The organism is Kribbella shirazensis (assembly GCF_011761605.1).
Lineage (GTDB): Bacteria > Actinomycetota > Actinomycetes > Propionibacteriales > Kribbellaceae > Kribbella > Kribbella shirazensis.
On sequence record NZ_JAASRO010000001.1, the window covers coordinates 4,686,583 to 4,700,355 of the forward strand.

11 protein-coding genes are annotated in these 13,773 nt (G+C 68.3%); 4 read left to right on the forward strand and 7 right to left on the reverse strand.

Going from position 1 to position 13,773, the window contains the following annotated elements; translation table 11 throughout:
• Positions 1-21 precede the first annotated feature (21 nt).
• Positions 22-666 carry a histone deacetylase gene (locus BJY22_RS22725; RefSeq protein WP_167209886.1) on the forward strand — a complete coding sequence of 215 codons (645 nt, stop codon included), beginning with the start codon at positions 22-24 and terminating at the stop codon, positions 664-666.
• Here the strand turns inward: BJY22_RS22725 and BJY22_RS22730 are convergent.
• Positions 631-2,697, reverse strand: a complete 2,067-nt coding sequence (locus BJY22_RS22730) for a M6 family metalloprotease domain-containing protein (protein WP_337758875.1) — start codon at positions 2,695-2,697, stop codon at positions 631-633. The genes BJY22_RS22725 and BJY22_RS22730 overlap by 36 nt on opposite strands.
• A 193-nt stretch (positions 2,698-2,890) precedes the next feature.
• Here BJY22_RS22730 and BJY22_RS22735 point away from each other — a divergent pair, with 193 nt between their 5' ends.
• Positions 2,891-4,249, forward strand: a complete 1,359-nt coding sequence (locus BJY22_RS22735; RefSeq protein ID WP_167209890.1) for an NAD-dependent succinate-semialdehyde dehydrogenase — start codon at positions 2,891-2,893, stop codon at positions 4,247-4,249.
• A gap of 136 nt (positions 4,250-4,385) precedes the next feature.
• Positions 4,386-5,282, forward strand: coding sequence for a hypothetical protein (locus tag BJY22_RS22740; protein WP_167209892.1), 897 nt, complete (start codon positions 4,386-4,388; stop codon positions 5,280-5,282).
• Here the strand turns inward: BJY22_RS22740 and BJY22_RS43025 are convergent.
• A complete protein-coding gene (locus BJY22_RS43025; RefSeq protein WP_337758876.1) occupies positions 5,222-5,905 on the reverse strand; it encodes an excalibur calcium-binding domain-containing protein in 684 nt (227 codons plus the stop codon). The two genes, BJY22_RS22740 and BJY22_RS43025, sit on opposite strands and share 61 nt — an antisense overlap.
• A gap of 107 nt (positions 5,906-6,012) precedes the next feature.
• On the opposite strand from BJY22_RS43025, the gene BJY22_RS22750 reads away from it, so the two are divergent.
• Positions 6,013-6,525, forward strand: a complete 513-nt coding sequence (locus BJY22_RS22750) for a PaaI family thioesterase (RefSeq protein WP_167209894.1) — start codon at positions 6,013-6,015, stop codon at positions 6,523-6,525.
• A 12-nt stretch (positions 6,526-6,537) separates the two neighbouring features.
• Here BJY22_RS22750 and BJY22_RS22755 read toward each other — a convergent pair whose 3' ends face one another.
• The 5 genes from BJY22_RS22755 to BJY22_RS22775 form a co-directional block, all read right to left on the reverse strand.
• On the reverse strand, positions 6,538-7,800 hold the full coding sequence (locus BJY22_RS22755) for an aspartate aminotransferase type Ic (protein ID WP_167209896.1): 1,263 nt from the start codon (positions 7,798-7,800) through the stop codon (positions 6,538-6,540).
• 78 nt (positions 7,801-7,878) lie between these two features.
• Positions 7,879-10,305, reverse strand: coding sequence for a transglycosylase domain-containing protein (locus tag BJY22_RS22760; protein ID WP_167209898.1), 2,427 nt, complete (start codon positions 10,303-10,305; stop codon positions 7,879-7,881).
• A gap of 189 nt (positions 10,306-10,494) precedes the next feature.
• Positions 10,495-11,385 carry a carbohydrate ABC transporter permease gene (locus BJY22_RS22765; protein WP_167209900.1) on the reverse strand — a complete coding sequence of 297 codons (891 nt, stop codon included), beginning with the start codon at positions 11,383-11,385 and terminating at the stop codon, positions 10,495-10,497.
• 1 nt (position 11,386) lies between these two features.
• Positions 11,387-12,313 (reverse strand): carbohydrate ABC transporter permease, encoded by a 927-nt coding sequence (locus BJY22_RS22770; protein WP_337758877.1) that lies wholly within the window; start codon positions 12,311-12,313, stop codon positions 11,387-11,389.
• Positions 12,310-13,671 (reverse strand): extracellular solute-binding protein, encoded by a 1,362-nt coding sequence (locus BJY22_RS22775; protein ID WP_337758878.1) that lies wholly within the window; start codon positions 13,669-13,671, stop codon positions 12,310-12,312. Before BJY22_RS22775 ends, BJY22_RS22770 begins: the two co-directional genes overlap by 4 nt.
• Positions 13,672-13,773 lie beyond the last annotated feature (102 nt).

The following is a 13,773-nucleotide window of genomic DNA, read 5'->3' on the forward strand; positions in this document are numbered from 1 at the left end:
AACCTCACGGAAGGTGCAAGCTTGACGGATCAGGTGTGGTACGTCGCCTACGGCTCCAACCTCGCCCTCGAACGCTTCACCTGCTACCTGTCCGGCGGCCGCCCGCGCGGCGGCGCCCGCGTCTATCCCGGCTGCCGCGACCGCACTGCGCCCGCCCGCGCCGAAGGCGTGTTCGTCCCCGGCAGCGTGGTGTTCGCGGGAGCATCCAAGGTCTGGGGCGGCGGATCGGCCTTCTACGACCGATCCGGCCCCGGCCAGGTCGCCGGCCGCGCCTACCTCCTCACTCCCGAACAGCTCGGCGATGTCGCCGCCCAGGAAATGTGGCGCGCCCCCGGCGGCCCCTTCGCAGCAGAACTGGCCACACGCCTGCCCGAGGTCGTCGAGCACCACACCATGGGCTCCGGCCGCTACGAAACCGTGGTCCGCCTCGGCGAACTCGATGGCCACCCGATGTACACCGTCACCCACGGCACGATCACCGAACTCGACCCGGTCGCACCCACAGCGTCGTACCTCCACTGGATCGCCACCGGCCTCACCGAGGCCCACGGCTGGGACGTCGAGCAGGTCGTCGACTACCTCCACGCGGCGCCGGGCGTCCGGCTGGGCTGGACGCCCGGCGCCTTGCTGTCAGCGCTTGATGGCGGTGCAGGTGGCGGTGGATGACTTGGTGGGGTCGCTTTCGGAGGTGGCGGTGAGGGTGATCTGGGCGATCGGGCCGGTGCCGGGCTTGGTGTGGACGGGGACGGTGACCTGCTGGCCGGCGTCGGCGGTGGCCAGGGCGTTGGGGAGGGCGATCGGCCAGCCGTTGGACCTGGCGGTCAGGCGGTACACGTCGCCGTCGACGTACTGCGTGACGTCCTCGGGCTGTGTGGACGTCGTACCCGCACGACCGGTGTTGGTCAGTTGGAAGTTGCAGGTCTGTACGCCGTTGCGGTCCGGCTTGGCGACGGTCGGCAGCAGGCGTACGCCGCGCTTCTGCGTGCCGGCGCCGTCGAGGGAGCGGATCGCGACGGTGTAGGAGAGCACGCCCTGGCGGTCGCGGCGCACATCGGTGATGTAGAAGTGCAGGCGGTTCGCGGTGTCGGTGTACTCGTACTCGCTGCCTGAGTTCGTGCCGGCGTGGAACAGTGCGTCGGACAGCTGCCGGTAGTCGCCGATCGTGATCGGGACCTTCGTGCCGTCCGGCAGCACGTAGTCGGTCATGCCGATGTCCTGCGGGTTCGCGTCGATCACCCACTCGAACGGGGCGCGGTCCTGGTTCTTGGTCTTCGCGAGCAGTACGCCGGCGTCGGGCGTGAACGAGTCGGTGCCCATCCGGTCGACGACCTCGACCGTGTAGTTCTGGTACTCGCGGCCGTCGCAGAACGGGTCCTTCGTCTCGTCGCACGGCGGCGCGAGGTCACCCTTCCCGCCGAGCTCGATGTTGATCCCGGACAGGTCCTTCGCACCCGGCTTCACGCTGCGGGCCGTGACCTTGGCGATCACCACACCGGACGACGCGAGCGCCTCGCGGGACAGCCGCAGCACGTTCTGCTCGTCGACCATCTTGAGCTTGATCTTGTTGCGCAGCATGTGTTGCGCGCCCATCGACGCGCCACCGGTCGCCGGGATCATCCACCGGCTGTGCGGTCCGCCGGGGCCGTTGAAGCTGCCCCGGCTGAGCATCTCCCAGATGCCGGTGTACGCGCGCCGCGGCGGGACGCCGTACGGGTTGTTGTAGTTGTCGCCGATGCCGAGGATGTGGCTGAACTCGTGCGCGAACACGCCCATCCCGGAGCTCTCCGCCTGCGTGGACGAGCCGCCGCCGGCGTTCGGCCAGATCGACGAGCCGGCCGCCCAGGACGTCCAGTCGACGTACCGCGTCCCGGACCAGTTGCGCTGTGCGGGATCCGGCGGACCGAACTCGTCGGTCACGTCCTCCTTGGTCGGGAACTTCATCATCCCGAACTCCTGCCATGTGGACGACTCGTCCTGCCCGGCACTGAGGAAGAACACGAAGTCGAACCCGGCCGGTACGCCGGGACCTTGATCGGCGACCCACGCCGCCCGGCCGTCGGTGCGGATGTTCCGCGAGCAGTTGTCGCCCGCCGGGCAGTCCTCGTCGCTCTGCATCTCCATCCCGTACTCGTGCGACTTGCCCGGCATCCGGTACGGCCCGAATGCGGTGAGGTCGACGCCGTACCGGCCGCCGGAGTCCTCCATCCAGTACTCGTGCAGCGTGTGACCGTGGTTCAGCGGCTGCGGTGTGTTGAGGAAGTCCTTGTAGAACTGAGCGGTCTGCTCGCGCGGTACGCCGTTCGCCGCGGCGCTCGGGTTGCCGAAGACGGTCGAGCCCTTCGGCTTGGTGACGACGAAGTCCTGGTTCGGGTAGTCGAGCAGCACGAGCGCGCCTTTGAAGGTCCGCTCGGACCCCTTGATTGCCGGGTCGGCCCAGTTGGTGCCCGGCGGCTTGACGTAGTCCTCCCACGTCATGTGGTCCGGGTTCTCCCAGTTCTGCGGGTCGATCGGCCCCGGCAACCCGCCGGCGAGCGTCGTCGCCACCCGGGCATCGGGCCCCGACTCCTGCCAGGGCTGCTTCTGCGGCCAATGCGGGTACTGCCACGCGTTCGCCGGATCCGGGGGAGCGTTCTCACCCGGCGACGCCAGCGCCACCGACGGCACCGAGACAGCAGCCAGCACAGCAACCAAACGCACTACACGACGAAACTTCCGTTGCTCAGACACGGGCGGGCATCCGATCGACGAAGGGGCGGCACAACGGGCAAACCTGAGCTTGCCCCCTCAACACCCCCACCACAACCGCACCCGGCGTGCTCACCTGACGGCGACAGATCCGAGAAGACTGTATACAGTATGGTGGCGTTCTGATCTCGGATGGAGGTAGCCGATGTATTCAGTCACCGATCCGGTGCGTGGGGTGTTGGTGGAGGAAGTGGCGAACTCGACGGAGGAGGAGGTGCAAGGCGCGATCGGGCGGGTGCACGCGGCGTACCCGGACTGGCGGGGGCGGGGCGTGGGGGAGCGGGCGGCGATCGTGGCGCGGGCGGCGGAGCTGTTCGCCGAGCGCGCGGACGAGCTGGCCGGGATCATGACGCTGGAGATGGGGAAGCGGGTCACCGAAGGGCTCGGCGAGGTCGGCATCGTGGCCGACATCTTCCGGTACTACGCGGAGCACGGGCCGGCGCTGCTCGCCGACGAGCCGATCGACATCAAGGGCGGGAAGGCGGTCATCACCAAGGGACCGATCGGGCCACTGCTCGGGATCATGCCGTGGAACTTCCCCTGCTACCAGGTGGCCCGGTTCGTCGCGCCGAATCTGGTGCTCGGCAACACGATCCTGCTCAAGCACGCCTCGATCTGCCCGCGGTCGGCGCGCGCGATCGAGGACATCCTGCACGCGGCCGGCGTACCGCGAGACGTCTACGTGAACACGTTCGCCTCCAGCCGCCAGATCCCCGCGATCCTCGCCGACCCGCGGATCGCCGGCGTCTCGCTGACCGGCAGCGAACAGGCCGGCATCGCGGTCGCCGCCGAGGCCGGGAGGCACCTGAAGAAGACCGTGCTCGAGCTCGGCGGCTCCGACCCGCTGATCATTCTCGACACCGACGACCTGGACGAGACCGTCAACGCCACCGCGACGGCGCGGATGCGGAACTGCGGCCAGTCCTGCAACGCGCCCAAGCGGATGATCGTCCTGGCCGGCATCTACGACGAGTACGTCGAGCGGCTCACCAAGCGCGTCACGGAGTACTACGTCCCGGGCGACCCGGCCGATCCCGCGACCAAGCTCCCGCCGCTCGCCTCGACGGCCGCGGCGGACGAGGTCGCCGCGCAGGTCGCGAAGGCGGTCGAACAGGGCGCCACGTTGCGCGCCGGCGGCCGCCGCATCACGCCCGGCGCCTACCTCGAGGCGACGGTGCTCACCGACGTCACGCCGGACATGGACGCGTACTACGAGGAGATCTTCGGCCCGGTCGTGATCGTGTTCCGGGCCGCCGACGAGGACGACGCGGTCCGGCTCGCGAACGACACCCCGTTCGGTCTCGGCGCCTCGGTCTGGGGCACCGACCCCGACCGGAACCGCCGCGTCGCGGACCGCATCGACGCCGGGATGGTCTACCTGAACCGCGCCGGCGGCTCGCAGGCGGACCTCCCGTTCGGCGGCATCAAACGCTCCGGCCTCGGCCGCGAACTCGGCCCGGCCGGCATCGAGGAGTTCATGAACAAGAAGTCCATCCGGCTCTGATGACAGGAACCGGCCATCGCGGCGCGGACCGACGGACTGCGGGGCGTACATCCAGGCGGCATTCCCGCCTCTCGTCGTACGGCGATGAACGGCGCATACTGACGGTCACCAGGAGCTCACGTCGAGGGGGCTGAGGATGAGCGTGCCGGGCGGTTACTCCATCAAGACCTATCGCTACCTCCGGATGGCGATGGTGGCCATGATCGTCCTGCTCGGGGCGGCGCTGGTGATCGAATGGTCGAAGACCGACCCGCACTGTCTGCAGACGTCGATCAGCGCCTACTACTACACGCCGGTGCGGGCGATCTTCGTCGGCGCACTGATCACCATCGGCGTCTGCATGGTGGTGCTGAAGGGCAACACCGAGCCGGAGGACATCCTGCTCAACGTGGCCGGCATCCTCGCGCCGGCCGTCGCCCTGGTGCCGACCCCGGGGCAGGGCCGGTGTCACTCGGTGCCGGTGGCACTCGGCGACGCGGCCGCGAACGTCTCGAACAACATGCTCGCGGTGTTCGTGGTCGGCCTGCCGTGCCTCTTGCTGGCCGCGGTCTTCATCGTGCGCGACCGGATCGTGCGGCCGGCCGGATGGACGCCGATGTACGTACTCGGGCTCGCCGTCGCGACCCTGATCTTCGGCGGCGGACTGGGCTGGTTCCTCGTCGATCGCTCCGGGTTCATCCGGCGCGCACACTACGCGGCCGCGATCGTGATGTTCGCATGCATCGTGGCGGTCGTGCTGCTGAACGCACAGCAGTTCCGGCGCAAGCAGCGCGAGCACGCGGCGCCGCGGTCACCGGCCAACCGGTACTCCGTGATCGCCGTCGCGATGGTCGTCGTACCGGTGGCGATGTTCGGGTGGAAGCAGCTCGCCGGGTGGGACCACGCCGTGCTCTGGATCGAGGGCGTGCTGATCCTGCTGTTCGCCGCGTTCTGGATCAGCCAGACGCAGGAGCTGTGGAACGAGGGGCTGCGTCAGGAGTTGCCGCGATCGCAGGCCACGCCGTCACCGTTGCGGTCGAGCGCCGCCGAGTAGCCGGGCTCCCCGCGGTGCAACGGCGCCTTCCCGGCGGCGCGTGCCTCGGCGCAGGTCTGGAACACGGCCGCTGTGGTCGTGACCGGGACCACGGTCGGCGTCGTCCGGGAAGCCGTCGCCGACGGCACGGTCGGCTCCGGAGTCGGGGCCGAGGTGGCGCTCGGTGTCGGACTCGACCCCGGGGTCGGCGTCGCAGGGCTCGCGGTACCGACTGGCGTCGTCGCCGGGCTCGATTCGGTCGCCGGTGTCGAGGCCGGCGCGGACGTCGGTGGTGACTCCGTCGGGGACGTCGCGTCCGTCGTCGCCGCGCTGGTCGGGACCGCTGTGGGTTCCGAGGTGGTCACGGGCATCGTGGTCGTCGTGCCGTCACCGCCGTCGAACGGGTTGAGCAGCACCACGGCGATCAGCGCGAGCGGGACGGCCGCGAACGCGGCGACCTTGGTCCTGCTCGGTCCGCCGTACCGGCCGATCGGGCCGCGGACCGGCTCACCGGCCTCGTTGACCCAGAACGCCCAGCCGGCCGGTGCCGGTGGCCATGACTCGGACGGCTGCCAGTGCTTCGGTGGTCGCCAGCGCGCGGTGGGCGGATCGGGCCAACCGGGCGCAGCATTGAATTGCCTCACAATTCCTCCCCCAGTACGGGCAGCAGCCTAGCGAGAGGGCGGACGACGCACATCAGAGAGGTCTAAGTCTCATTGACAGACTCAGCTGCCGGTGTGAGGCTCAGGCCATGACCGAGACTCAGCGGGCGACCCGCAGCCGGACCTTCGAGTGGGCGGATCCGGCGGAGACGGCGGCGCGGCTCGGCCGCTCGCCGGGACTGGAGATGCTGCAGGCGATGCGCGACGGGGAGCTCCCGGCACCGCCGATCCTGCGTCTGATCGGCGGGACCGGGTTCGAGGTCGAGGAGGGCAAGGTCACGGTGCTGATGCCGGCGGCCGAGTTCCACTACAACCCGCTCGGCACCGTGCACGGCGGCGTCATCGCCACCCTGCTCGACACCGCCGCCGGCTGCACCGTGCACTCGACGCTGCCGGCGGGCGTCGGCTACACGTCACTCGACCTGATGACCCGCTTCATCAAGCCGGTCACGGTCGACTCCGGCCTGCTCCGCTGCGAGGGCGGGATCGTCAGCCGCGGACGCCGTACGGCGGTCGCCGAGGCGCACCTGTACGACGAACGCGGCCGACTCCTCGCCCACGCGACGTCGACCTGCCTGATCTTCGAGATACCCCAGACCTAGGCCCTGTCTGAATCAGCTCCGGTCGGCGAGCAGCTTCTCGCTCGCGACGAGCCGGACGCAGGTGGCGAGGCCGGTGATCGCGGCCTCGACCTCGGGCAGCTCCGGGTACGTCGGGGCGATCCGGATGACCTGGTCGGTCGGGTCGTCGCCGTACGGGTGCGTGGCGCCGGCCGGGGTGATCGCGATGCCGGCCGCCTTCGCCTTGGCGACCACCTCGCGGGCGCACCCCTCGGGGACCTCGAGGCTGATGAAGTAGCCGCCGGCCGGCGCCGTCCAGGACGTCAGGCCGGTGCCGCCCAGCTCGGCGGTGAGGATCTTGTCGACGGCGTCGAACTTCGGCCGGATCAGCTCGGCCAGCGTGCGCATGTGGGTGCGCAGGCCGTCGGCGTCGCGGAGGAACTGCACGTGCCGCAGCTGGTTGATCTTGTCCGGCCCGATGCTCCGCTTCACCGTGTGGCTCAGCCACCACTCGAGGTTGGCCGGGGAGGACCCGAAGAACGCCACGCCGGCGCCGGCGAAGGTGATCTTCGAGCTCGACCCGAACACGAACGCGCGGTCCGGATGCCCGTTCTCGGCGCAGAGCGCGAGGACGTCGGCGAGCTGCGCGGGGGAGTCGGTCAGGTGGTGGACGGCGTACGCGTTGTCCCAGAAGATCCTGAAGTCCGGCGCCGCGGTCTCCATCGCGGCGAGCCGCCGTACCGTCTCCTCGGAGTACACGGTGCCGTCCGGGTTGCTGTACTTCGGCACGCACCAGATGCCCTTGACCGTGGCGTCCTCGGCGACCAGGCGCTCGACGACGTCCATGTCCGGGCCCTCGGCCGTCATCGGCACCGGGACCATCTTGATCCCGTACCGCTCGCAGATGCCGAAGTGCCGGTCGTACCCGGGGACCGGGCAGAGGAACGTCAGTCCCTCGACGTCGGCCCAGCGCTGCTCCGCGCCCGGGACCTTGCCGAGCAGGGCGAAGACGATCGCGTCGTGCATGAGCTCCAGGCTCGAGTTCCCGGCGGCGAGCAGCTGGTCGACCGGCACCTGCAGGTCCTCGGCGAAGATCGCCCGTACCTCAGGCAGTCCATGCAGGCCGCCGTAGTTCCGCAGGTCGGTGCCGTCCGCGGCGATCGGGTCGCCGCTCAGCCCGAGCACTCCGTTGGCTGCGTCCAGCTGCTTCGGCGACGGCTTCCCGCGCGTCAGATCCAGCTTGAGCCCCTTCGCCACCAGCGCTTCGTAGTCCTGGCGGGCACGCTCGACCTGGGCAGTCAGCTCATCGACACTCACGGGGAGTCCTTTCACAAGTACTAGGTGTTGGGACCCAGCCTAATGACCACCCGCCGGCTGGCTGCGCCGGGAGGTCGATCAGCCCCGCTTGCACCGGGGATATCTCGGATCCCACGGCGGGCAGGTCGGGAACCCCGGCGGCGGCTTGACGGTGGCCGTCGGCCGTGTCGGGGGCGGGACCGGCGGGGTCACCGGCGGCGGTGGCGGCGTCGGCTTGGCCTTGCTGCCGTTCGAGACGAACAACAGGATCGTCGCGCCTTCCGGGGCGCCGTCCTCCTGCCGCGGGCTGGTCCAGGCCACCATGCCGGCCGGCGCGTCGGAGTCGACCGGGCCGCCGGCGGCGATCCGGGCCTTGAAACCCATCGACTGCAGCTTCAGGGCGGCGGCCGCCGGCGTCATGCCCTTCAGGTACGGCAGGTCCTTCACGTTGCCGCGGATGATCTTGTCGTCGGGCTTGACGAACTTGCTGCTCGGCAGCCCTTGCAGGGCGAGCTGCATCGCGGTCTGCCAGATCGGGCCCGCGGTGCCGGAACCGGACGCGTCGTCCATGACCTTGCCGTTGAAGGTCTGGTTGATCATGTTCTCTGCCGGCGGGTCGGCGTCGGCGACCACGGAGGCCGCGGCCAGCTTCGACGAGTACCCGGCGAACCAGACCGCCTTGTTGTCGTCCGTCGTACCGGTCTTGCCGGCCAGGTCGCTCTTGCCGAACTTCAGCTTCGCGCCGGTACCGCCCTTGACCATCACCTGCTGCAGGACGTAGTTGACGCCGTCCGCGACGCCCGGCGACAGGACCCGGTGGCAGTTCGGGCCCGGCGTCTGGAACGCCTTGCCGGTCTTCAGCGAGGCGATCGAGGTGATGATCTGCGGGTTGCAGTAGATGCCGCGCGCCGCGAACGTCGCGTACGCGTTGGACAGCATCAGCGGCGTGATCAGACCGGCCGAACCGAGCGTGAACGAGACCACCTGCTCGAGCGGCTTCCCGGTCTGGGCGTCGACCATCCCGAGCTTGGACGCGATCGTCGCGATCGGGCACAGGCCGATCTGCTGCGACAGTTGCAGGAAGTACGTGTTGGTGGAGGCGCGGGCCGCGTCGACCATCGACGGGTCGATCTTGGTCCTGGTCGAGTTCTTCGGGTTGTACGACGCGACCGACGTCGCGCCGTTGCAGGTGCTGAAGTTCTGGCCGCCGAGCGCGATGGTCTGCGGCGAGCGGATCCGGTACGTCGTGGGTACGCCCCGGCCGATCGCGGCGGCGATCGTGAAGGCCTTCATCGTCGACCCGTTCTGGAAGCCGCCGAACCCGCCGGCGTAGGACTTCTCGACGTTGTAGTTGTACGCCGTCTGCCCCTTCTTCGCGCCGTACGGGCGGCTCTGCGCCATCGCCTTCACCAGGCCGGTGCCGGGCTCCACCATCGTGACCGCGGCGACCACGTCGTCGGTGGCCTTCGAGTGCTTCGCGACCGAGGCCTCGGCAGCGGCCTGCGTCTTCTGGTCGAGCGAGGTCTTGATCACCAGGCCGGAGGTCTCGATGTAGTTCTCGCGCTCCTCCGCGGTCTTGCCGAACGCGCTGTTCTCCTTCAGCTTCGACACGACGTACTCGCAGTAGAACGGGTACTTCGAGTTCGCGCAGCCGCTCGGGATCACGCGGACCTTCGCGGGGTCGATCACCGGGGTCTTGATCGCGTCCTGGGCCTGCTTGGCGGTGATGATGTTCAGTTCCTGCATCCGCCGCAGGACGACGTCGCGGCGCGCCTTGGACCGCTTCGGGCTGTCGATCGGGTCGTACCCGGTCGGGTTCTTCACCAGCCCGGCCAGCATCGCGGCCTGCGGGAGGTTCAGTTTGGACGCGTGCACGCCGAAGTAGTGCATCGCGGCGGCCTCGATACCGTACGAGCGGTCGCCGAAGAAGGCGAGGTTCAGGTAGCGGTTCAGGATCTCGTCCTTGCTGAGTTCCTTCTCGACCGCGATCGCGTAGCGCAGTTCGGCGATCTTCCGCTCGTACGTCTCGGCGGTCGCCTGCTTGACCTCCTCCGGCGTCCGGGCCTTGTTGATCAGGCTCAGCTTCACGTACTGCTGGGTGATGCTCGAGCCACCCTGCTGGACACTGCCGCCGGACTGGTTGCGCAGCAGTGCGCGCAGCGTGCCCTTGAGGTCCATGGCGCCGTGCTCGTAGAAGCGGTCGTCCTCGATCGCGACGATCGCCTTGAGCATCACCGGGCTGATCTGCTTCAGCGTGACCGGGGTCCGGTTCTGCTGGTACAGGGTCGCGATCGTCTTGCCGTCCGCGTCCTGGATCACCGACTTCTGCGCCAGCGGCGCCGTCTGGAGATCCTGGGGCAGGTATTGGACCGTGTCGTGCGCCTTGGCCGTGGTGACACTGGCCAGACCGGCGAAGGGAAGCGCCAGTCCGGCGGTCAGCGCTCCGGCGAGCGCACTGACCCCCAGGAACACGAACACCGACCACACGACATTGGGCCGCTTGGCCCGTCGCTCGGCTCTGTGCATGGTTGGGCAGAGTACGTGAGCAGAGCGCTTTCCGGGAGCCTCCTCGTTACGGAATTTACACATTAGCCCAACGATCTCACCCTCAGTGATTGTCACCTCACCTTCGGATGATCATGCCATTCCAGGCGACGCCCGTCGCACCCGGGTGAGCACTTCCGGTCGCCGGGAAGTGTCCGGGGAGCGGAAGTGCTAGCGGCTGAAGCCGGCGGTGAGGCCGCTGAGGAGTTGGCGGCGGCTGACGGCGTACAGGATGACGATCGGCAGTGTGGTGAGGACGACCGACGCGAGTACCGCCGGGACGTTCACGCTGTACTGCCCCTGGAACGTCCACAACGCCAGCGGCAGCGTCCGCTTGTCCGGGCTCTGGGTGAGGATCAGCGGCAGGAGGAATCCGTTCCACACGCCGAGACCGTTGTAGATGCTGACCGTCACGAGCGCCGGCCGGGTGAGCGGCAGTGCGAGCTTCCGCATCATGCCCCATTCGGTCGCGCCGTCGACGCGCATGGACTCGAAGAGTTCCTTCGGTACGTCGCGGATGAAGTTCGCCAGCACGAGCACGGACAGCGGGATCGAGAACGCGATCGACGGCAGGATGAGCGCCAGCAGGCTGTCGTACAGCTGCATCCGGATGATCAGCAGGTAGACCGGGATGATCGTGGCCTGCAGCGGGATCGCGAGCCCCATCAGGAACAGGCCGTTGACCCCGGCCAGGAACTTGCTGCCGGCGCCGCGGATGATCGCGTACGCCGCCATGAACGAGATCGCGACCGCCGGGATGATCGTTCCCGCGGTGACGATCACGCTGTTCAGGAAGTACCGGGGGAAGTCGGACTCGATGACCAGCCGGTAGTTGTTCGTCGTCGGCGCGGACGGGAGGGCGAACGGGTTCTGGGTGAAGTACGCGCTCTGGTCCTTGAAGCTGGTGACGACGATCCAGTACAGGGGGACGAGCACGATTGCGAGCCAGATCCACCCGGCCAGTCCGCCGAACCAGTTCAGCTGCAGGAGTCTCCGGGCCCGGAACGACGGGTTGCGCACGGGAGCGGTCGTCGTACCGGACTCGCTGGTCACCACTGCCATGTCACGCACCTTCCTGCTGGCTGGCCGTCGTACTGCCGCCGAGCCGGCGCAGCAGCAGGGCGAGCGCGAGGCCGAGCAGCACGATGAGGGCGGCGATCACGCTCGCCGGACCCATCCGGTTCGACATGAAGCCACGTTGGTACATGTCGAGGGCGAGCACGCGGGTCGCGTCGCCGGGGCCGCCCGCGGTCAGGACGAAGATCAGGTCGAAGAACGTCAGCGAGCCGACCACCATCAGCGTCGACGACGTGATGATCGTGTACTTCAGCTGCGGCACGGTGATGCTGAAGAACTGCCGGATCCGGCCGGCGCCGTCGATCGACGCCGCTTCGTACATCGTGGTGGGGATCTGCCGGACGCCGCCCTGGTAGATCAGCGAGTGGAACGGGATGAACTGCCAGGACACGATGAAGATCACCACGGCGATCGCGAGATCGCTCCGGCCCAGCCAGTCCTGCGTCAGGAAGTCCAGCTTCAGGCCCGGGCCGAGCCCGAAGTTCGGGTCGAGCAGCGCCTTGTAGGTGATCGCGATCGCGGCCGAGCTGAGCAGCAGCGGGATGAAGTACAGGACGGCCAGGAACGCGCGGTACCGCTGCCGGCCGGCGAGGAACGTGCCGAGCAGCAGGCTCATCGGGGTCTGCACCACCCACGAGAGGATCATGATCTCGAAGGTCACCAGGATGCTGTGCGGCAACTGGGGGTCCCTGAGCACGGACGTCCAGTTGGACAGACCGGCCGCGTGGATCGCCCCGAGACCGTCCCATCGGGTGAAGCTCAGGACGAGTACGCCGACCAGCGGGACGACCCCGAACACGATGAACAGGAGCAGTGCGGGCAGCACCATCCAGGCGACCGGACCGCTCCGCCCGACCCCGGAGGCCGGCTTGCTGACGGTTCCCGGTGGTACGGGCGGGGCGGCTGAGGTCACTGGCCGATCACCGCGTTCATGTTCGTGGCGAACTGCTGGGGCGAGATCGACAGCTGGAAGAGCTTGGCGATGTTGTCGAGCAGGGTCTCGGCCTGGGTCGGGCTGAGCGCCTGGTCCCAGGACTGGGCGAAGTTCTTCGCGTTCGCCGCGGTGTCGTAGACGAAGTTCAGCCACGCGGAGTCGTTCTTGTCGGTGATCGACGAGAGCTTGTCCTTCGCGCTCTTCACGACCGGGATGTTGCCCGACTTCACCCAGGCCTCCACCGTGGCGTCGTCGAGGGTGTTGTTGGCGATGAACTTCTTCGCGGTCTCCTTCTCGGCGTCAGTGGCCTTGGCGGAGATCGACATGTACTGCCCCGGGTTGCCGACGGTGTCACTCGGGTCGCCCTTGCCGCCGTCGACCGGCGGGAAGTTCATGTAGCCCATGTGCCCACCGGTCACGAAGTCGCCACCAGAAGCCTTCATGTTGCCGTAGGTCCAGGCGCCGTGCAGCATCATCGCGGCCTTGCCGGTGTAGAGCAGTGCCTGGTCGGCGTTGGAGTCGGCGGTGATCGAGGAGAAGCCCTTGACGAAGCCGTTCGCCTTGATCAGCTTCTGCATCTCTTCGAGCGCCTTGATCGCGGACGGGTCGGACCAGCCGTCCTTCTTGCCGTCGAAGATGTTCTGGAAGACCTCGGCGCCGCCGATCCGGTCGAACAGGAACTCCAGCCACATCATGTTGGTCCACCGCGACTGGCCGCCGAGTGAGAACGGGGCGATGCCCTTCTCGTTGAACTTCGGGACCAGGTCCATGATGTCGCCCCAGGACTGCGGGGGCTGCGCGCCGATCTTGTCGAACGCGCGCTTGTCATAGAACAGCACGATCGGTGTCACGGTCTCGCCCGGCACCGCGTAGAGCTTGCCGTTGACGGTCGCCGCCGTGAAGGCGGACGGGAAGATCGAATCCTTCAGGTCGGCCTGCTCTTTGTTGAACCAGTCGGTCAGGTCCTCGACCTGGCCGGCTTCGACGTACGCCTTCAGACCACCGCCGCCCCAGCCCCAGATCAGCGTCGGACCCTGGCCCGCGCCGATCGCGGTCTTGATCTTCTGCTTGAACGCGTCGTTCTGGAACTGGGTGGTCTTGATCTTGGTGTCCGGGTTCGCGTCGTTGAACCGCTTGACCTGCGCCTCCCGGATGGCCTGCTGCGGCTGGCCGGTGAGGAACCAGTACGTCGCGCCGCCGCCCGCACCGCCCGCGGCGGTGGTCGAACCGGGCGTGGTCGTCGGGCCGGAACTGCCGCAGGCAGCGAGGCCGGCCGCCAGCGCGCCGCCACCGACGAGACCGAGGAAGGTGCGCCGGGATGTCGTGTTGGGATCCACAGTGATCTCCGTACTCCGTGCTGCCCCGCAGGTTGCGGAAGCACCTGCCGATATGACTTGTTTTCGAAACATAGATTTCGGGAATGGCACTGTCAAGACTTG